General features: G+C 67.1%; 16 protein-coding genes and 1 pseudogene. 6 read left to right on the forward strand and 11 right to left on the reverse strand.

Annotated elements, in window-relative coordinates; all coding sequences use genetic code 11:
- From B3T77_RS10555 to B3T77_RS10575, 5 genes and pseudogenes are all read left to right on the forward strand, one after another.
- On the forward strand, window positions 1-2,439 hold the full coding sequence (locus B3T77_RS10555; RefSeq protein WP_292079437.1) for an LPS-assembly protein LptD: 2,439 nt from the start codon (window positions 1-3) through the stop codon (window positions 2,437-2,439).
- Between the two features lie 72 nt (window positions 2,440-2,511).
- Window positions 2,512-3,879 carry a peptidylprolyl isomerase gene (locus B3T77_RS10560; protein WP_292079439.1) on the forward strand — a complete coding sequence of 456 codons (1,368 nt, stop codon included), beginning with the start codon at window positions 2,512-2,514 and terminating at the stop codon, window positions 3,877-3,879.
- The gene (gene pdxA / locus B3T77_RS10565; RefSeq protein WP_292079441.1) at window positions 3,876-4,880 is read left to right on the forward strand and encodes a 4-hydroxythreonine-4-phosphate dehydrogenase PdxA; all 1,005 of its coding nucleotides are present in this window, start codon (window positions 3,876-3,878) and stop codon (window positions 4,878-4,880) included. The genes B3T77_RS10560 and pdxA overlap by 4 nt, the downstream gene beginning before the upstream one ends.
- Before the next feature lie 8 nt (window positions 4,881-4,888).
- Complete coding sequence (rsmA, locus tag B3T77_RS10570; RefSeq protein WP_292079444.1) at window positions 4,889-5,698, forward strand: 16S rRNA (adenine(1518)-N(6)/adenine(1519)-N(6))-dimethyltransferase RsmA; 810 nt, start codon at window positions 4,889-4,891, stop codon at window positions 5,696-5,698.
- Window positions 5,695-6,819: pseudogene (locus B3T77_RS10575) on the forward strand (pyridoxal phosphate-dependent aminotransferase). Before rsmA ends, B3T77_RS10575 begins: the two are co-directional and overlap by 4 nt.
- On the opposite strand, the gene B3T77_RS10580 reads toward B3T77_RS10575, so the two are convergent.
- The 11 genes from B3T77_RS10580 to B3T77_RS10630 all read right to left on the reverse strand — a co-directional run bounded on the left by B3T77_RS10580 (window position 6,816) and on the right by B3T77_RS10630 (window position 17,240).
- Entirely contained in the window at window positions 6,816-8,447 is a 1,632-nt protein-coding gene (locus B3T77_RS10580) for an ATP-binding protein (RefSeq protein WP_292079446.1), read from the reverse strand. The pseudogene B3T77_RS10575 and the gene B3T77_RS10580 sit on opposite strands and share 4 nt — an antisense overlap.
- A gap of 315 nt (window positions 8,448-8,762) precedes the next feature.
- The gene (gmk, locus tag B3T77_RS10585) at window positions 8,763-9,404 is read right to left on the reverse strand and encodes a guanylate kinase (RefSeq protein ID WP_039247959.1); all 642 of its coding nucleotides are present in this window, start codon (window positions 9,402-9,404) and stop codon (window positions 8,763-8,765) included.
- Window positions 9,394-10,278, reverse strand: coding sequence for a YicC/YloC family endoribonuclease (locus B3T77_RS10590; RefSeq protein ID WP_292079451.1), 885 nt, complete (start codon window positions 10,276-10,278; stop codon window positions 9,394-9,396). Before B3T77_RS10590 ends, gmk begins: the two co-directional genes overlap by 11 nt.
- Complete coding sequence (gene mltG / locus B3T77_RS10595) at window positions 10,275-11,435, reverse strand: endolytic transglycosylase MltG (RefSeq protein WP_292079453.1); 1,161 nt, start codon at window positions 11,433-11,435, stop codon at window positions 10,275-10,277. Before mltG ends, B3T77_RS10590 begins: the two co-directional genes overlap by 4 nt.
- 1 nt (window position 11,436) lies before the next feature.
- Window positions 11,437-12,708 (reverse strand): beta-ketoacyl-ACP synthase II, encoded by a 1,272-nt coding sequence (gene fabF / locus B3T77_RS10600; protein WP_292079455.1) that lies wholly within the window; start codon window positions 12,706-12,708, stop codon window positions 11,437-11,439.
- Between the two features lie 151 nt (window positions 12,709-12,859).
- Window positions 12,860-13,099: an acyl carrier protein gene (locus B3T77_RS10605; protein ID WP_008264317.1), complete on the reverse strand. Its 240-nt coding sequence runs from the start codon at window positions 13,097-13,099 to the stop codon at window positions 12,860-12,862.
- 179 nt (window positions 13,100-13,278) lie between these two features.
- On the reverse strand, window positions 13,279-14,019 hold the full coding sequence (fabG, locus tag B3T77_RS10610) for a 3-oxoacyl-[acyl-carrier-protein] reductase (RefSeq protein WP_292079458.1): 741 nt from the start codon (window positions 14,017-14,019) through the stop codon (window positions 13,279-13,281).
- Window positions 14,020-14,107: 88 nt separating this feature from the next.
- Window positions 14,108-15,049, reverse strand: coding sequence for an ACP S-malonyltransferase (gene fabD / locus B3T77_RS10615; protein WP_292079460.1), 942 nt, complete (start codon window positions 15,047-15,049; stop codon window positions 14,108-14,110).
- A gap of 129 nt (window positions 15,050-15,178) precedes the next feature.
- Complete coding sequence (locus tag B3T77_RS10620) at window positions 15,179-15,607, reverse strand: J domain-containing protein (RefSeq protein WP_292079462.1); 429 nt, start codon at window positions 15,605-15,607, stop codon at window positions 15,179-15,181.
- 7 nt (window positions 15,608-15,614) lie between these two features.
- Window positions 15,615-16,451: a division plane positioning ATPase MipZ gene (locus B3T77_RS10625; RefSeq protein WP_174085798.1), complete on the reverse strand. Its 837-nt coding sequence runs from the start codon at window positions 16,449-16,451 to the stop codon at window positions 15,615-15,617.
- 129 nt (window positions 16,452-16,580) lie between these two features.
- A complete protein-coding gene (locus B3T77_RS10630; RefSeq protein WP_292079465.1) occupies window positions 16,581-17,240 on the reverse strand; it encodes an SPOR domain-containing protein in 660 nt (219 codons plus the stop codon).
- A 75-nt stretch (window positions 17,241-17,315) separates the two neighbouring features.
- On the opposite strand from B3T77_RS10630, the gene panC reads away from it, so the two are divergent.
- Entirely contained in the window at window positions 17,316-18,176 is an 861-nt protein-coding gene (panC, locus tag B3T77_RS10635) for a pantoate--beta-alanine ligase (protein ID WP_292079467.1), read from the forward strand.
- The last annotated feature ends 109 nt before the right edge of the window (window positions 18,177-18,285 follow it).

Here is an 18,285-nt window from a genome sequence, read left to right on the forward strand (position 1 = left end):
ATGCAGGGTGATCGGCGCTTCGACGCTTTCAAAGCAAGGCTTCTCGCCGGTGCGGCACTGGTCGCCTGCGCGCCCTTGGCGACGCCCGCATGGGCGCAAACGACCCCTCCAGCCGCGGCCGCGCCTTCCGACGGCCTGCCGCCCGAAGCGGTCTATGTCGATGCCGACAATGCGCGTCGCGAAGGCGACAATATCATCGTCAGCGGCACGCCCGAGAACCGCGCCTATGTCCGCACGCGCGGCCATGTGCTGCGCGGCGAGAACCTGTCCTATGATCTGAACGCCGGTTCGGCGACGGCCGAAGGCCGCGTCGAAGCCATCGCGCCCGATGGCACCGTGGTCTACGCCAGCCGTCTCGAGCTGGATGAAAATCTGGAGACCGGCGTCGCCGTGGATTTCGCCACGCGTCTAGCCAACGGCGCCAGTCTGATGGCTGCAACGGCTGTGCGCCGCAGCGAGAACGTCAGCGAGCTGAACTACGCCCGCTTCACCCCCTGCCCGATCTGCGACGATGGCGGTCCCAAGACGCCGACCATCTCGATCCAGGCGGAAAAGGTGACGCAGGACGAGCAGTTGCGCGCGATCCTGTATCGCAACGCCGTCTTCTATATCGGGCCGGTGCCGGTCTTCTACACGCCCTTCTTCGCCCACCCCGATCCCTCGGTGGAGCGGGCCTCGGGCTTCCTGGTGCCGATCGTCAACTATGACGAGGGTCGCGGCGTCTCCGTCGAGGTGCCCTATCTGCACGTCGTATCGCCGTCCGAGGACTGGCTGATCAGCCCGCAGATCAACACCAGGGTCGCGCCGCTGCTGAACTTGCAATGGCGGCGACGGTTCGCCAACGGCATGATCGTGGCCCGCGGCGGCTACACCTACGAGCGCGAGTTCGGCGACTTCGATCGAGACGGCGACGGCGATTTCGAAAGCAACGTCAAGTTCGGCGATCGCGAACACCGCAGCTATCTGTTGTCGCACGGCGAGTTCGATCCGGATGGCCCATGGCGGTTCGGCTTCACGGCCGAGCGCACCTCGGACAAGACGCTGTTCGATCGCTACGACGTGCGCTCTCCGTATCAGGACAACGGCCTCTATTACGGCGACCGCCGTCGTCTGATCAGCCAGATCTATGCGGAACATCAGACCGATCGGTCTTACGTTTCGGTCGCGGCGTTCTCGATCCAGAGCCTGCGTCTGAACCCAGCCTTCGCCGCGACGGACTTCCGCGACGCCAACGGCTTCAAGGTGTTCGAGGACGACGACACCCTGCCCTTGGTCGCCCCGCTGATCGATGCCCGCTGGGAGCCGCGCGAACTGGTCTTCGGCGGCCGGCTGCGCGTGAAGGGTTCAGCCGTCTCTCTCTACCGCGACGCTTTCGTCGGTGCGCCGATCTTGAATCCGGAGATCGTCCCGCCCGTCACGACAGGTCTGGCCGGCGTCGACAGCCGCCGCATCACGGGCCAGGTGGAATGGCGACGGGCGATCATCCTGCCGGTCGGCATGCGGGTGGAGCCGTTCGTTGATACGCGCGTCGATCTCTATTCCGTGTCCGACCTGCCGCCGATGATGGGTGTCGATAGCGACGAGACGGTGAGTCGATCCAGGTTCAGCGCGGGCGTGGACGTCGCCTATCCTCTGATCAAACGCATCGCCGACGCCGACATCATCCTGGAGCCGGTGGGTCAGTTCTCGGTCTCCAACAAGGTCAGCCTGGACCGCCGCATCCCCATCGAGGACTCCCAGGTTCTGGAGTTGGACGAATCGTCGCTGTTCCGCATGGATCGCTTCTCCGGCTACGATCTGCTGGAAGGCGGCGCGCGCGTGACGGCAGGCGGTCGCGCCACGATCCGCTGGGCTGAAGGTCGCAAGGCCAGCCTGTTCGTGGGACGCAGCTATCGTTTCGACCAGCAGGACGACTTCAAGACGTCGATTCCCGATGATCCCGCGCGGCTCTACGACCCCACAGGCCTGGCCTCCGAGACCTCGGATTGGGTGGTCCAGGGCGACTTCTCGCCGTCGGATCGCATCCGCAGCTGGTTCCACGCCACGGTGGACGGTTCAGGCGAGGTGCGCCGCGCCGAGGCGGCGCTGGACGGTCGCTGGGGTCAGCGCAATCTGGCCACCGTCAGCTACATTCTGGATCAGTCGAACCCAGTCGACGGGCCCCTGAACCGCAACTATGAATTCGTCCAGCTGGCGGGCCAGCAGTTCGTCTTCCAGAACTGGGGCTTCACCGTCGCCGGCATCGCCGATCTGGACCAGAACGAGATCACGCGATCCGAAGTCGGCGTGCTGTTCGACGACGACTGCTTGCGGTTCGAGCTGGGTTATAGGCGCGACAACACCCGCGCACGGCCCGGCGGCCCGTCGGAAGGCATCTATGTGCGCCTAAACCTCGCCACTTTCGGAGGTTCAGGTTATGGACAGGGCGATATGCGTTGAGCATGACGCTTTACGGGGCGCGACCGCCTGCCGGCCTGGCTGGCGGACCGCTGTGAGGAATCAGGACGACCAATGGGTTTGATGCGTTATTCGACGGGGGCTGCGCTCGCGGCAGTCCTCCTCGCCGGTTCGGCCTATGCCCAGACGGCGCCCGCTCCGGCACAGACCCCCACGCCCGCGCAAGGTCCTGCGGCCGGCGCGCCGAATCCTGCGGCTGAAGAGGCGCCGACGACGGCGCGCGCCGAGCCTCAGTTCGAAATGGCCGACGGCATCGTCGCGACGGTCAACGACAAGATCATCACCGGCTATGACCTGCGTCAGCGCATGCTGATGTTGATCGCCTCGTCCCAGGTCCAGCCGACCGAGCAGAACCTGCCCGCCATTCAGCAGGCCGCCCTGAACGCCCTGATCGAGGATCGCCTCAAAGATCAGGAGATGGCCAAGTTCGAGAGCCTGAAGGTCACGGACGAGGAAATCGACGGCGAGATCGCCGAAATGGCCCGCGCCGCAGGCACGACGCCGCAGGCCTACATGCAGTTCCTGCAACAGGGCGGCATCCAGCCCGCCGCCTTCCGCGACAATCTGCGCACCCAGATCGGCTGGAGCCAGCTGATCCCGGGCCGCTTCAACAGCCGCGCCCGCGCCAGCACCCTTCAGGTCGATCAGGAAGTCCGTCGGCTGAACGAGGCGGCCTCCAAGCCCCAGTTCCTGCTCGGGGAAATCTACATCGACGCCGCCCGCGTCGGCGGCGCGCAGGCAGCCTTGAACGGCGCCCGCCAGCTGGTGCAGCAGATCATCCAGGGCGCGCCGTTCCAGGCCGTCGCTCAGCAATTCTCCGCCGCCCCCTCGGCCAGCGCCCGCGTGCCGGGCGATGCAGGCTGGGTGGTCAAGGATTCGCTTCAGCCGGCGGTGCAATCGGTCCTGGAACAGCTTCAACCGGGACAGCTGTCGAATCCCATCGTCGTCGATGGCGGCGTCTATATCCTCTACCTGCGCGACAAGCGTGACGGCACCTCCACCAGCTTGGTTTCGCTGAAGCAGGTCATGGTCGAACTGCCCGAAACCGCGTCGGAGGCCGATGTCGCGGCCGCGACCGCAAAGCTGGAAGGCTTGCGCAACGGCCTGACCTGCGACAACATTATCTCCCAGGCGCGCGCGACCCAAGGCGTCCTGGGCGCCGACCTCGGCGAATCCGACGTCGCCAACTTGGCGCCCCAGTTCCAGCAGTTCGCGCGCACCGGCGAAATCGGTTCGGTCTCGACGCCGATCCGCACCCCGCTGGGTCTGCACCTGGTCGCCGTGTGCGGTCGCCGCGTCGGCGGGCCGGAGGCGCCGAACCGTCAGCAGGTCGAAAACCGCCTGCGCGCCCAGAACCTGGCCGTGCTGGAGCGCCGCTATCTGCGCGATCTGCGCAGCGACGCCCTGATCGAGTTCAAATGACCCCAGCGGTCGCGCCTCTGGTTCTGACGCTGGGCGAACCCGCCGGCGTCGGGCCGGAGATCGTGGCTGCCGCCTGGAAGGCATTGCGCGCCGAGCCTACGCCCTTCGCCGTCATCGGCGACGCGGCGCTGTTGCGCGCGCAGGGCGTTGTTGTGGCCGAGGTCGGCGCTCCCGGCGATGCTCGTGATCTGTTCGGATCCGCCCTTCCCGTGATCCATCGCCCCCTCCCCGCCCCGGTCCGGGTCGGATCGCCCGATCCGGCCAATGCCTCCGCCGTCGCGGACGGCATCGAGGAGGCGGTCAGCTTCGCCCTGTCCGGCGAGGCGTCCGGCGTCGTCACCGCCCCGATCGCCAAGGCGCCGATGTATGCCTCGGGCTTTCGCTTTCCCGGCCATACTGAGTTCATCGCCGAACTGACCGCCGATGCGCCCTATGCCGGCACGCGCGGGCCGGTGATGATGCTGACGGCCCAGAACCTGCGCGCCTGTCTCGTCACCATTCACGTCGCCCTGGACCAGGTGCCTGAACTTGTCACGGCCGAGCGCGTAGCCCGCACAGCCCGCGTCGTCCACGAAAGCCTGAAACGCGACTTCGCCATCGCCCGCCCGCGCCTGGCCATGGCGGCCCTGAACCCCCACGCGGGCGAAGGCGGCGCTCTGGGTCTGCAGGAACGCGACATCCTGATCCCGGTCGCCGAACAGCTTCGCGCCGAGGGGATCGACATCACCGACCCCCGACCCGCCGACACCCTGTTCCATGACGAGGCGCGCGCGAGCTATGACGCCGCCATCTGCATGTATCACGACCAGGCCCTGATCCCGGTCAAGACGCTGGACTTCTGGGGCGGGGTCAACGTCTCCCTGGGCCTGCCGATCATCCGCACCTCGCCCGATCACGGAACCGGCTTCGACATCGCCGGCAAGGGCGTCGCGCGCGCACACAGCCTGATCGCCGCCATTCGCCTGGCATCGGAGATGGCGGTGGCCCGCGCCGCGCGCTAACAGGGCGTGTGACCGACCTTCCCTCTCTCCGCGAAACCCTCGACGCCCACGGCCTTTCGGCCAAGAAGAGCTTTGGCCAGCATTTCCTGCTGGACCTGAACGTCACCCGCAAGATCGTGCGTCTGGCCGGTCCGTTCGAGGGCCGCGCGGTGATCGAGGTGGGCCCCGGTCCTGGCGGCCTGACGCGCGCCCTGCTGGAATCCGACGCCGGCCCCGTGGTCCTGGTGGAAAAGGATCCGCGCTTCATTCCCTTGCTGACCGAACTGGACGACGGCTCCGGCCGCCTGACGATCGTCCAAGCCGATGCGCTGAAGGTGAAGGAGGCCGACCTGGTCTCCGGCCCGACCCATCTGGTGTCCAACCTGCCCTATAATGTCGGCACCGCCCTGCTGATCAAATGGCTGACCGGCCCGTGGCTGCCCCACAGCCTGACCCTGATGTTCCAGAAGGAGGTCGCCGAGCGCGTCGCCGCAGGGCCGGGCGAGGACGCCTACGGCCGTCTGGCGGTCATCGCCCAGGCCGTCTGTACCGCCCGCATCGTCATGCATCTGCCCGCCGCCGCCTTCACGCCACCGCCCAAGGTGGCCTCGGCCGTCGTCCACCTGGTTCCGCTGGATGAGCGCCCGTCGCCGGAACGTCTGAAGAAGTTGGAACGCGTCACCGCCGCCGCCTTCGGCCAGCGCCGCAAGATGCTGCGGTCGAGTCTGAAACAGCTGGGCGGCGCCGCCCTTTGCGAGGCCGCCGGCATCGAACCCGACGCCCGCGCCGAAACCATCGATGTCGCGGGCTTCCTGCGCCTGGCGGATGCCCTTCAATGACCGTCGAACCGTTCCGCGCCATCTCCGTCAGCCGTCTGGCGCACCAGTTGAAGGCCGAAGGCCGTTTGATCATCCATATGGAGTTTGGCCAGCCCTCCACGGGCGCGCCCGCCGCTGCCATCGCCCGCGCCCACGAAGTGCTCGACGCCGACGCCATGGGCTATTGGGAAAGCCCCGATCTGCGCAGTCGGATCGCGCGCCTGTACGACGAGCGGTACGGCGTCGCTGTCGATCCCAACCGCATCCTGCTGACCTGCGGCGCCTCTCCGGCCCTGGTGCTGGCGCTCAGCACCCTGTTCAAGCCCGGCGACCGGATCGCCCTGGCCCGGCCGGGCTATGTCGCCTATCGCAACACCATGCGCGCCCTGCATCTTGAGCCGGTCGAAATCGCCTGCGGTCCCGACACCCGATTCCAGCTCACCGCCGCCCAACTCCAGGCGCTGGATCCCGCCCCCGCCGGCGTCATCATCGCTAGCCCGGCCAATCCGACCGGCACCATCATCCCGGACGCCGAGCTGGCCGCCATCGCCGAGGTCTGTCGCGCGCGCAACATCGCCATCGTCTCGGACGAGATCTATCACGGTCTCAGCTACGTTGGCCCGACGCCCTCGATGCTGTAGTTTGCGCCGGACACCGTGGTCATCAACAGCTTTTCCAAATACTGGAGCATGGCGGGCTGGCGCCTGGGCTGGCTGCTGGTCCCGGGAACGCGTATCGACGCCGCCCGCGCCTATATCGGCAACATGTTCCTGACGCCGCCCAGCCTCAGCCAGCATGCCGGTCTGGTCGCCATGGACGCGATCGATGAGCTGGAAAGCCATATCCAGACCTACGCCCGCAACCGCCAACTCATGCTGGAGGCCTTGCCAGCGCTCGGTCTGCGCAAGATCGCGCCGCCGGACGGCGCCTTCTATATCTGGGCCGACATCGGCCATCTCACAAACGACAGCGTGGCGTTCTGCGAGCAGTTGCTGCGCGACACCGGCGTCGCCACCGCGCCCGGCGTCGACTTCGACCCTGTCGAAGGCCACCATTTCATCCGTTTCAGCTTCGCCGTCTCGACGCCGGAGATCGAAGACGCCTTGAGCCGCCTACGCCCCTGGTTTGCAGCCTTAACTTAGGCCGCCTTGGCCTGCGCCGCGGCCGAGGTCGCCCGGTGCAAGGCGTCGTAGAGCTTCTTCGGCTCCAGCGGCTTGGCCAACCAGTCCGTCATGCCGGCCGCATAGCATGCCTGCACCTGTTCGGCCTCCGTGCCCGCGCTGAACCCGATCACCGGGGCCGCGGCATTTGGCCCGTCCGATGCGCGCAAGCGCCGTGTCGTCTCGTTGCCGTCGATGCCCGGCATGTTCACATCCATCAGCACCACGTCGAACGCCTTCTCCGACAGCAGCGCCAGCGCCAGATGGCCGTCCGAGGCCGTGGTCAGATCGACATCCAGCGGTTGAAGCACCAGCGAGATGGTGCGGCGATTGATCTCGTGATCGTCGACGGCCAAGACGCGAAGCCGCCGGGCCAGAACGGGCGCCGCCGTCTCCTGCCCGTCCAAAGCCTGCGTCGGCTGACCCGCCGGCAGATCGACACATAGGGTGAAGGCCGCGCCCTGCCCCGGCGTGCTCTCGACCGTCAGGTCGCCGCCCATCAACCGCGCCAGTTCACGACTGACGGTCAGGCCCAAGCCCGTCCCGCCATAGGTACGCGCTACCTCCGCGGACCCCTGCGCGAAGGGGGTGAACAGCCGGCTCATCGCCTCGGGCGCAATGCCCGCGCCTTGGTCGATCACGGTCAGGGTCAAACAATGCTTGCCGTCCCCGCCCGGCGCCGACGCCTCGAGACGGATCGCGCCCGACGGTGTGAACTTGATCGCGTTGGACACCAGGTTGTTGATGATCTGGCGCAGACGATAGGGATCGCCGCGAAGCCACACCGCCTCGCCGTCCACGCCCGACATCGCCAGCGTCAGCCCCTTGTCCGCCGCCGGCGCCGCCCAGAACCGCACCGTATCGCGCATCAAATCGCCCAGTTCGAAGTCGCGGCTTTCCATCGCCATGGCGCCGGCCTCCATCTTGGAGTGGTCCAGAAGGTCGTTGAGCATGCCGGTCATCAATCGTCCGGCGTCGATGATCAGATTTGCCGTCTCTACGCGGTGTTCCTTCAACTTGCCGTCGCGAATAACATGGGCGCCGGCCAGGATCGCGCTGACGGGCGTGCGCAGTTCGTGGCTGACGATCGCCGCCATCGCCGCGCGATCGGCCATGGCCGCCTGCGCCTGTTCCAGCCGCGCCTCCGCCTCCGCCCGAGATTTCACCTCGGCTTCACGTGATCCGTGCACCCGCCAATAGATGTTCAGCACCATGCCGACGAACAGGACGGCGGACAGGGTCATGACCACGACCCCGCGTGTATCGCCCTGCATCACCTTGATCACCGGCATCAAGGCCAGCGCCGCCAGATAGGGACTGCCACCGATGAAGAAGATTCGACGCGAGGCGATGCCGGACGCGACGTTGGTCAACAGCCCGCCTGCCATCGTCAGGGCGGCGAGCGTGACCAGCGCCGGATGGTTGGTGGACCAGATGATCAGACCCATCGCGGCATAGGTGGTCGCCATCACGGTGGTGGACGCCAGGGCGACAAACACGGCAAGCGGGCTCTGTGACGCCTCGGCGCGTCTGAACGGCGCCATGGCCCAGAGTTCGAATGCCTGCACCAAGACCGCGACCGCCAGCCACAGCGGGACCCATCGCAGCATTCCGGCTTCATTCATGGCCCAACCGACCAAGGCGGCGAGCAGAAGCCTGACAGGAACCTGCCTGACCCTCTCCTTGGCGCTGGTGGCCAAAAGAGGCGCGATCGAATGAAGAAAACCCATGACACCCCCGTTCACCACCTGACGTTAGGTCAAGAGGACGAACAGGACGTAAACCTGAGCAGTGGGCAGCTACGGAATAGTCCCTATCGCTGTGTTTACCGTCCGAAATCTCCTTCCCGGCAAAACAGCATCAGTAGCGTAGCGTTGAGTACCCACAGCGCCGCAGGTCCCCATGGCCTGTGGCGCTGTTTCTATTCAGACGGCTTCGTTCAGCAGGGCGGCCTTGTAGTCGCCGACCCACAGGTTCCTGAACCGGCGCGAACGCTCGGCGTGATAAATGTGGGCCAGTTCGGCGTAGGAACGGTCGAAGTCCTCGTTCACCAGCACATAGTCGAAGGCGTCGCAGTGTTCGATCTCACCCTTGGCGTTGGCCACACGGCGCTCGATCACGTCGTCGGCATCCTGTGACCGGGTGACGAGACGGCGACGCAGCTCTTCCAGGCTGGGCGGCAGGATGAAGACGCGCACGGCGTCCTCCGGGCATTTCTCGGCCACGTCGCGCGCGCCCTGCCAGTCGATGTCGAACAGGACGTCGCGCCCTTCGGCCAGCGCCTTGTCCACAGGCCCGCGCGGGCTGCCGTAGCGATTGCCGTGGACGTCCGCCCATTCCAGGAAGGCGTCCTCGTCGATCAGGCGCTGAAACTCGTCATGGCCGACGAAGTTGTAGTCGCGCCCATGCACCTCGCCCGGCCGGATGCCGCGCGTGGTCATGGAGACCGACAGCTCCAGCCCGCCATGATCGGCCATCAACCGGCGGCACAGCGAGGTCTTGCCGGCGCCCGACGGGCTGGCGACGATCAGGAGGACGCCCCGGCGGGGGCTTCGTTCATTCGACATTCTGGACCTGCTCACGCAACTGTTCGATGACGGCCTTGAGCTCCAGGCCGATTCCGGTGAGCGCGGTCGTAGCGGATTTCGAGCACAGCGTGTTGGCCTCACGCATGAATTCTTGCATCAGGAAGTCGAGTTTCCTGCCGGCGGGCGCCGAGGCCACAAGCTGACGCGCCGAGGCGACATGGGCGGTCAGCCGATCCAGCTCCTCGCGCACGTCGGCCTTGGTCGCAAGGGCGGCCGCTTCCAGGAAGATCCGATCCTCAAGCCCCGGCGCATCGGGCGCCAGTTCGGAGATTCGACGGGTGAAGCGATCGCGGATAGCCTCGACCTGCGCCGCCGCCTCACCTTCCGCCTGGGCGACCAGCGCCTGGATCAGAGCGATGAATTCGTCCAGCACCGGCGTCAGTTGCGCGCCCTCGTTCTGGCGTGACGCCTTCAGCGCATCCAGCGCCTCTTCGACCGTGCGGGTCATGGCCGCCTCGACCGCCGCCCGCGCCTCGGGATCGTCCGCCTCTTCGGGGGCCTCGATCACGCCGCGCAGGGCCAGCAGGCCGTCGGCGGACGGCGGTGTTGCGCCGTCCTCGGCCAGTTCGTTCGCCAGCGTCAGATAGCGCGCCAGCACGGCGGCGTTGATCGTGACCGCCGCCTCGCCGGCTTCGGCTCGCTTGGCCTGAACGCCGATGGTGACCTGGCCCCGCGCGAACCGCGCCTGGCCGGCCGCCTTGGCCGCGCGCTCCAGCCCGTCGAAACCGTTCGGCCCGCGAAACCGGACCTCCAGATTGCGGCCGTTGACCGAGCGCGCCTCGACCGACCAGGTCCAGCCTTCGCCGGCCCCGTCGGCCCGGCCGAAGCCGGTCATGCCGGAAAGCGTGCTCATCGGGGCCCCTGCGTCGCGCCGGCCGGAAGGGTGATCGTCGCCTGACCGTTCTCGACCGCCGTGGCGGCCGGCTCGCTCGTCATCGGCGCCGCACTCGTTCCCGGCGTAGCGGGCGGCGTCGCTTCCGGCGGCAAGCCCGCCTTCTGGCGCTCGATCTGACGCCACCGCGCGACGTTTTGCAGATGCTCGTCATAGGTCAGGGCGAAGGCGTGTCCGCCGGAGCCATCCGCCACGAAGAACAGGGCCGGATCTGCCGGCGGGTTCAACACAGCCTTGACCGCCTCCTTGCCCGGATTGGCGATCGGCGTCGGCGGCAGCCCGTTGATCTGGTAGGTGTTCCACGGCGTCGGGGCCAGCAACTCCGAGCGCCGGATGCCCCGTCCCAGCGGCCGACCCTTGGTCACGCCGTAGACGATGGTCGGATCGCTCTCCAGCCGCATCCCCGCCCGCAGACGGTTCGAGAACACCGCCGCCACCCGCGGTCGCTCCGCCGCCAGCGCGGTCTCCTTCTCCACGATGGAGGCCAGGATCACCGCCTCTTCCGGCGTGCGCGCCACGGTCGCGGGCGACCTTTGGCTCCACAGCAGACGCAGGTTCTCGGTCGCCGCGCGCTGCATCCGGTCGATCACCGACTGGCGCGTGTCGCCGCGCGAAACTTCATAAGTGTCGGGCCACAGGCTGCCTTCCTCGGGCGTCTCGGCGACCGTCCCGGTCAGCACGGCTTCCTTGTTCAGGATGTCCACCGCCTGCAACGACGACCAGCCCTCCGGCAGGGTCACGAAATGGCGCACCACCCGCCCCTCGACCAGCAGGTTCAGCACCCCGGCCAGGGACGTGCCGGAAGGCACCTCGTATTCGCCGGCTCTAAGCCGCCGATCCGCGCCGGTCAGAGTCGCCGCCGCACGGAACAGGTCTGTCGAACGGATCACACCCGCCGCCTTCATCCGCGCGGCGATGGCGGAGACGCCGGACCCGCTGGGCAGGGTGACCACCGTCGTCTGCCCCTGCCGCGCGGACGGTCCCGGCGCATAATAGACCGCCCAGACGGCGATCAGCGCCACCAGCAGGAACAGGCCGAAAGTCGCGGACGCGGTCAGCAACGATACCGTAAAGCCCGACCGCCCGCTGGATTTCTCGACCCGCCCGCGCCCGAACATCTCAGTCGACCTTCTTGAAGATCACCGAGGCGTTTGTGCCTCCGAAGCCGAAGCTGTTGGACATGGCCACATCGATCTTCATCGGCTTGGCCTTGTTGGGGACCAGGTCGATGGGCGTCTCCATCTCGGGGTCGTCCAGATTGATCGTCGGCGGCGCGATCTGATCGCGGATGGCCAGCACGCAGAAGGCCGCCTCGATGGCGCCCGCCGCGCCCAGCAGGTGTCCGGTCATCGACTTGGTCGAAGAGACGGTCAAATTCTGCGCATGATCCCCGACCAGCCCCTCGATCCCCTTCAGCTCGATCCAGTCGGCCATGGTCGAGGTGCCGTGGGCGTTGACGTAATCCAGGTCTGACGGTTGCAGACCGGCCCGCTTCAGCGCCGCCTTCATGGCCCGCACCCCGCCTTCGCCGTCCTCGGACGGGGCGGTGATGTGATAGGCGTCGCCGCTCATGCCGTAGCCCACGACCTCGGCATAGATCTTGGCTCCGCGCGCCTTGGCGTGTTCGTATTCTTCCAGCACCAGGATGCCGGCGCCCTCGCCCATGACAAAGCCCGCATGGCCGCGGTCATAGGGACGCGACGCCTTTTCAGGCGTGTCGTTATAGGCGGTGCACAGCGCCTTGCAGGCCAGGAAGCCCGCGATGCCGATCGGCACGACCGAGCTTTCGGCCCCGCCCGCCACCATCACGTCCGCGTCGTCCAACGCAATCATCCGGGCCGCATCGCCGATGGCATGGGCGCCGGTGGCGCAGGCGGTCACCGCCGCGTGGTTCGGCCCCTTCAGGCCGTGGCGGATCGAAATCTGGCCGCCGGCGAGGTTGATCAGGGCGCTGGGGATGAAGAAGGGGCTCACGCGACGCACGCCCTGCTCGTTCAGCACTATGGCCGTATCGGCGATGGGGCCCAAGCCGCCGATGCCGGAGCCGACCATTACGCCGGTGCGCTCCTTGTCCTCGTCCGTCTCGGGCTTCCAGTTGGCATCCGCCAAGGCCTCATCCGCCGCCGCGATGGCGTACAGGATAAAGTCGTCGACACGCTTCCTGTCCTTGGCGGACATGATCTTCTCGGGATCGAAGTCGCCTTCGCCGCCGCCGCCGCGTCCATCGACGCTCGGCACTTCGCCGGCGATGGTGCAGCCATAACCCGTAGTGTCGAACGACGTGATCGGGCCGATGCCCGAGCGTCCCTCGACGATGCCCTTCCAGCTCTTCTCGACGCCCCAACCCAGGGGGGTCAGCAGACCGATGCCCGTAACGACGACGCGGCGCATGGTGCGTGCTCCCTTATCTCCAGCCCGACCCTTCGGAATCATTGCGGATTCGCGCGGGTCAGAAACAGTAAAGGCCGCCGGGCGTCTCCGCTAGGAGCGCCGGGCGGCCCTGTGAACCGTCAGCCTGTTCGGCCGATATCGGCGACTGAGATCAGCCGGCCGACTTTTCGTCGATGAACTTGACCGCATCGCCGACCGTCTGGATGTGCTCAGCGGCGTCATCCGGGATCTCGATGTCGAATTCTTCTTCGAAGGCCATCACCAGCTCGACGTTGTCGAGCGAGTCGGCGCCCAGGTCGTCGATGAAGCTGGCCTTTTCGGTGACCTTGTCCGGATCGGCGTCCAGATGGTCGATGACGATCTTGCGAACGCGCTCGAGGGTGTCGGACATGAGTGTCTCTCTGCCTGTTTAAAATCGCCGTAGAGGCGGGGGTAGCTCAGAAATCGCCGTCTCACGGCAGCGATGGCGACGCAAGCCCGAAAGCCCGAACCGCCGACGCATTCAACCCTTTAGCACAGGCTTTCGGGCTGGAAATAGTCTGTTGCGCGACGTGATAAGGGCCGCAGCCCCTAAATCATCGCCATGCCGCCGTTCACATGCAGGGTCTGGCCCGTCACATAGGCGGCTTCGTCGGACGACAGATAGACGGCGGCGGCGGCGATCTCGTCGCCCGAACCCAGCCGGCCTGCCGGAATCCGGCCCAGAATGGTCTCGCGCTGCTGGTCGTTCAGCACGTCCGTCATCGGCGAAGCGATGAAGCCCGGCGCGATGCAATTCACGGTGATGCCGCGCGAGCCGACCTCCTGCGCCAGCGACTTCGAAAAGCCGATCATGCCGGCCTTGGACGCCGAATAGTTCGTCTGGCCCGGATTGCCGGTCACGCCGACGACAGAGGTGACGCCAATGATTCGCCCCGAACGGCGCTTCATCATCCCCTTCACCGCCGCGCGGGTCAGGCGGAAATAGCTTTCCAGGTTGACGGTCAGGACCGACTGGAAGTCCTCGTCCTTCATCCGCATCAGCAGGCCGTCTTTGGTGATGCCCGCATTGGCCACCAGGATGTCCAGCGGCGCGCCCGCCGCCGTTTCGGCTGCGTTGACCAGATTATCGACCGACTCAGAATCCGACAGGTTCGCCGTGGCGAAATGCGCCCGCTCCCCCAGCTCTTTGGCCAGATCGGCCAGCACGGCCTCACGTGTGCCCGACAGCACGACGGTCGCGCCCTGGGTATGCAGCGCCCGCGCCACCGCCCCGCCGATCCCGCCCGTCGCACCGGTCACCAGCGCGGTCTTGCCTGCAAGATTGAACATTTATGTCTCTCCGAAGTGGCGAGTGATTAGTGTCGAGTGGCGAGGAAAAGCAAAGTCGCGTGACGAAGCCGTCGCCACGCGTCCCGCGTCAGCTCTTGGCGAACGCTTCCAACTCTTCGGGCGTATTCAGCGGCAAGGCCTCGGCGTCCGGCGCGATCCGCTTGGCCATGCCGGTCAGCACCTTGCCCGAGCCGATCTCGACAAAGCGCGTCACGCCGCCTTCGGTCGCCATCCATTCCATGCTCTCGCGCCAGCGCACCCGGCCGGTGACCTGTTCGACCAGCAGGCGGCGGATGACTTCCGGATCGCTCTCGGGCCGCGCCAGGACGTTGGCGACGACAGGCACGACCGGCGCGACAATCTTCCCCTCGGCCAGGGCGGCGGCCATCTCGTCGGCCGCCGGCTGCATCAGCGGGCAGTGGAAGGGCGCCGAGACGTTCAGAGGGATCGCCCGCGCGCCCAGTTCCTTGGCCTTCTCGATGGCCCGGTCCACAGCGGCCTTCTCGCCCGAGATGACGATATTGCCGTTGTTGTTGTCATTGGCGACCACGCAGACGCCGATTTCCGAACCGGCCGCCGCCGCCGCTTCCGCCAGCGCCAGATCGGTCTTGGGCCCGATCAGCGAGGCCATCGCCCCCTGCCCCACCGGAACCGCGCGCTGCATGGCCTGACCACGCAGTTTCAGCAGCCGCGCCGTGTCCGACAGCGAGATCGCCCCCGCGGCCGCCAGGGCCGAATATTCGCCCAGCGAGTGACCGGCCACATAGGCCGCGCTCGCCACGTCAAAGCCGAACTCGGCCTTCAACGCCCGGATCGCCGCCACGGACACCGCCATCAATGCAGGCTGGGCGTTCTCGGTCAGGGTCAGTTGATCCTCGGGGCCTTCGCGCATCAGCACCGACAGCTTCTGGCCCAGCGCCTCGTCCACCTCGGCGAAGACGTCGCGGGCGGAGGCGAAGGCGTCGGCCAACTGCGCCCCCATGCCGACGGCTTGGCTGCCCTGTCCCGGAAACAGAAGTGCGAGGGTCATCGACCGCTCCCTGAATCATTGATCAAGAGCGCGGACCCGTAAGCCCAGACTTACCCGAGGGCAAGCGGAGGTGGTGGGTGCCTGTGCGTCGGACCAATTTCACGACCGCAGATGCTGCCCTGAGTCCGCCTAGCGGCGCCGGTATTGTGCGAGCAGCCGATCACGCGCGGCGTTGACGCGCGTCGCCAGCCCCGCCGTTCCGCCCTTGTCGGGGTGGGCGCGGGCCATGGCGCGTTTCCAGGCCGCGCGGATTTCCGCCTCGGTCGCGGCTGGCCCGACGCCAAGCACGGCGCGGGCGTCAGCCTCGCTGATGGGTTCGGATCGGATGCTCGGCCGCAGTCGGGACGACCAGGCCAGATAGAGTCCTGCCCCGGCCAGCGCCGCCGCCGTCAGCCACGATCCACGAAACGCCGCCAGCGCGCCGCCCGCCAGCAGAACCGCGCCCAGTAAGGTCGCCGTCACACGCCAGTGGCCCCGTCCGCGTCGCTCGGTCTGCCGGCCCATCCGCACCAGCGCCCAGACGGCGATCGCCGCCAGGGCCAGCCAGATCAACCCCATCAGGCGATCAGGCCGCCACGTCCAAAGGGCTGAGAACCTGCTCCAGGCCCATCGCCATCATCAGATTGCGCATCTCCTGGCGCGCAGCGACGTGGGCCAGGGACACCGCGACCGGCCGGATGTCATTCGACAGGTCCGCCACCGTCAGGCCAAACGGGAACAGTTCGCGATAGATGACCCGGTCGCGCAGGCCCGGACCGACGCGGAAGCCGACGCGCTTGGCCAGCTTGGTCATCCGTTCTTCCAGACGCTTGCGGTTGCGGGCCTCCGCGACGGCGAGACGATTGGTGACCACCAGCCAGTCGATCGTCGCGTGACGGCCCTGGGCGATGGCGCGCTGCTTGCGCGCCTCCCAGACGCTCTCGGAATAGATCGAGGGCTTCAGCAGCTCCAGGGTGACCGGATCGACATCGCCCAGCAGGTCGAAATCGACGAAGCTGTCGTTCATCGGCGTCACGATCTGGTCAGCGCGGGCGTGCGCAGCGTTCGACACCGCCGTGTCCCCGCCGGGCGTGTCGATCAGGATGCAATCGACGCCCCGCGCCGCGGCCTCATCGAAAGCGCGCTCGAAGGTAGCGATCTGTTCGGCCACGTCCGCCTTGGCCAGGGCCTTGCCGTCGCCCATGTCGGGAATGAACGGCTGAGGCAGATCGTGCCCGTTCGCGGCCAGCCAGGCCAAACGATTGTGGAAGAAACGCTGCATCGAACGCTGGCGCAGGTCCAGATCGATGATCGCCACCGAGCGCCCGGCGTGCAGCAGGCCGGTCACGATGTGGATGGCCAGGGTGGACTTGCCCGCCCCGCCTTTTTCGTTGCCGAGTACGATCACATGCGGCTGCGTCATTCGAGGGAATCCTCTGTGCCGACCGCGCGACTCAGACTGCGCGGTCCTAGGTCCGGCGAGACTCGGCCTCAACGGGCCAAACGTCAACGGAACCTTAACGCAGACCTGTGGACGGCGAACCGGGGTCGGTCAGCTGTTGCGCGCGCACCAAGCGTCGGCGACAGCGGCGGAGCGGCACACCGCAGCGGCGGTTTCGGTCGAGACCGGTCCGACCTTCAGCCGCGTCAGCCGTCGGCCGTCCACCTCGACTTCTTGGTAGATCGGCGACAATCCCGATAGGTCTGACGTGGCCTTCATCCGATCCCAAGCCTGACGCGCGCCGGCCGCACTGGAATAGGCGCCCAGTTGGATCGTTCTCCCGGTTTCAGGCGCCGCCGTGAGGCTGGCGGGACGCAATACGGGCGCCTGAACCCGCGAGATCGCCTCATCCGCAACGGCTTTCACGACCGCCGGCGAGGCAGCCCGAACGACCGCGTCGCGCAGCCCGGTATCCTCACCGACGGGGCGAAGGCCTGCCTGAACGTCTCGGGCGTCCCACATGGCGTGGGGATCCATGACCGCCACCTTGACGGGGGTGAAGCGCACAGGCCGCAGTCCGGCCTTTTCAGCCACGGCATGCCGGGTTTCGCGATCACCGGCCGAGAGCGGAATGTCGATCGACGCGACGTTGTCGGCCATCGCGCTGAACCGATGGGGATCGCTGTCCACCGCGCCACAACCGGCGACGGCTAGGCTGCTGGCGAAAGCCAGGGCGATCAGAACTGGACGGGTCGCTTCTGCGGGCGTCATAAGCACGACCCTAGAGCCCAGACTTTGCGGTCTGGTGCATCAACAGGCTTAAGCGGAAAGGTTAATCGCTTCATCATGATAGACGCCGCCCCCCTCCCCGTCGTCCGCACCGTCGCCGACCTGCGGGCGATCGTCCGGGACTGGAAACGTCAAGGCCTGAGCGTCGGCATGGTTCCGACCATGGGCGCCCTGCATGAAGGCCATCTGACCCTGGTGCGCGAGGCCGCACGCCGCGCCGACCGCGTCGTCGCCTCCAACTTCGTCAATCCGACCCAGTTCGCGGCGCATGAGGATCTGGGCAAATACCCTCGCCAGCAGGAGGAAGACGCCCGTCTGCTGTCCGGCGCCGGCTGCCACCTGATGTTCGCGCCCTCAGCCGACGAGATGTATCCGGAAGGCTTTGCGACAACCGTCGCCGTCGCCGGCCCGGCGCTGGGTCTGGAAGGCGACTTCCGGCCTCAGATGTTCGGCGGGGTCGCCCTGGTCGTCACCAAGCTGTTCAACCAGGTCCAGCCCGATGTCGCGGTCTTCGGCGAGAAGGACTACCAACAACTGATGGTCGTTCGTCGGTTCGTGCGCGACTTGGACCTGCCGGTCGAGATCGTCGGCGCGCCGACGGAGCGGGACGGCTGGGGCTTGGCCCTATCCTCGCGCAACGCCTACCTGTCAGAGACCGAGCTTGAAACCGCCCGCCGTCTGAACGGCATTCTGGCGGAGGCCGGCGTCCATGCCTCAAGCGGCCGCCCCCTGCCCGGCGTCGAGCGTGAAGCCTATGCCGCCCTTCTCAAAGCCGGATTTGATCGGGTCGATTACGTCGCCATCCGCCACGCCGAGGACCTGACGCCGTTCCGCAACGACATCGTCGACGCCCCCGCCCGCATCTTGGCCGCCGCCTGGCTGGGCAAGACGCGACTGATCGACAATATGGCGGTCTGAAACGACAATGGCCGCATCCGTTTGCCGGATGCGGCCCTGTCAGATCAGCCGATCGCGCCGACGCAGCCCTCGGCGTCGCCTGGCGCCAGATCGGCGTCCGTCAGGGCGA

Source organism: Brevundimonas sp. UBA7838, from assembly GCF_002500885.1.
In the GTDB taxonomy this organism is placed as follows: domain Bacteria; phylum Pseudomonadota; class Alphaproteobacteria; order Caulobacterales; family Caulobacteraceae; genus Brevundimonas; species Brevundimonas vesicularis_C.

Bases quoted from the DNA above. Each gene is read 5' to 3' on its own strand.
- panC (WP_292079467.1), top strand. From the start codon at position 17,316: ATGATAGACGCCGCCCCCCTCCCCGTCGTCCGCACCGTCGCCGACCTG.
- B3T77_RS10630 (WP_292079465.1), bottom strand. From the start codon at position 17,240: ATGACGCCCGCAGAAGCGACCCGTCCAGTTCTGATCGCCCTGGCTTTC.
- fabF (WP_292079455.1), bottom strand. From the start codon at position 12,708: ATGCGCCGCGTCGTCGTTACGGGCATCGGTCTGCTGACCCCCCTGGGT.
- B3T77_RS10590 (WP_292079451.1), bottom strand. From the start codon at position 10,278: ATGAGCACGCTTTCCGGCATGACCGGCTTCGGCCGGGCCGACGGGGCC.
- pdxA (WP_292079441.1), top strand. From the start codon at position 3,876: ATGACCCCAGCGGTCGCGCCTCTGGTTCTGACGCTGGGCGAACCCGCC.
- B3T77_RS10620 (WP_292079462.1), bottom strand. From the start codon at position 15,607: ATGGGGTTGATCTGGCTGGCCCTGGCGGCGATCGCCGTCTGGGCGCTG.
- mltG (WP_292079453.1), bottom strand. From the start codon at position 11,435: ATGTTCGGGCGCGGGCGGGTCGAGAAATCCAGCGGGCGGTCGGGCTTT.
- B3T77_RS10625 (WP_174085798.1), bottom strand. From the start codon at position 16,451: ATGACGCAGCCGCATGTGATCGTACTCGGCAACGAAAAAGGCGGGGCG.
- fabG (WP_292079458.1), bottom strand. From the start codon at position 14,019: ATGTTCAATCTTGCAGGCAAGACCGCGCTGGTGACCGGTGCGACGGGC.
- B3T77_RS10605 (WP_008264317.1), bottom strand. From the start codon at position 13,099: ATGTCCGACACCCTCGAGCGCGTTCGCAAGATCGTCATCGACCATCTG.
- B3T77_RS10560 (WP_292079439.1), top strand. From the start codon at position 2,512: ATGGGTTTGATGCGTTATTCGACGGGGGCTGCGCTCGCGGCAGTCCTC.
- B3T77_RS10555 (WP_292079437.1), top strand. From the start codon at position 1: ATGCAGGGTGATCGGCGCTTCGACGCTTTCAAAGCAAGGCTTCTCGCC.
- fabD (WP_292079460.1), bottom strand. From the start codon at position 15,049: ATGACCCTCGCACTTCTGTTTCCGGGACAGGGCAGCCAAGCCGTCGGC.
- B3T77_RS10580 (WP_292079446.1), bottom strand. From the start codon at position 8,447: ATGCTGCGATGGGTCCCGCTGTGGCTGGCGGTCGCGGTCTTGGTGCAG.
- gmk (WP_039247959.1), bottom strand. From the start codon at position 9,404: ATGTCGAATGAACGAAGCCCCCGCCGGGGCGTCCTCCTGATCGTCGCC.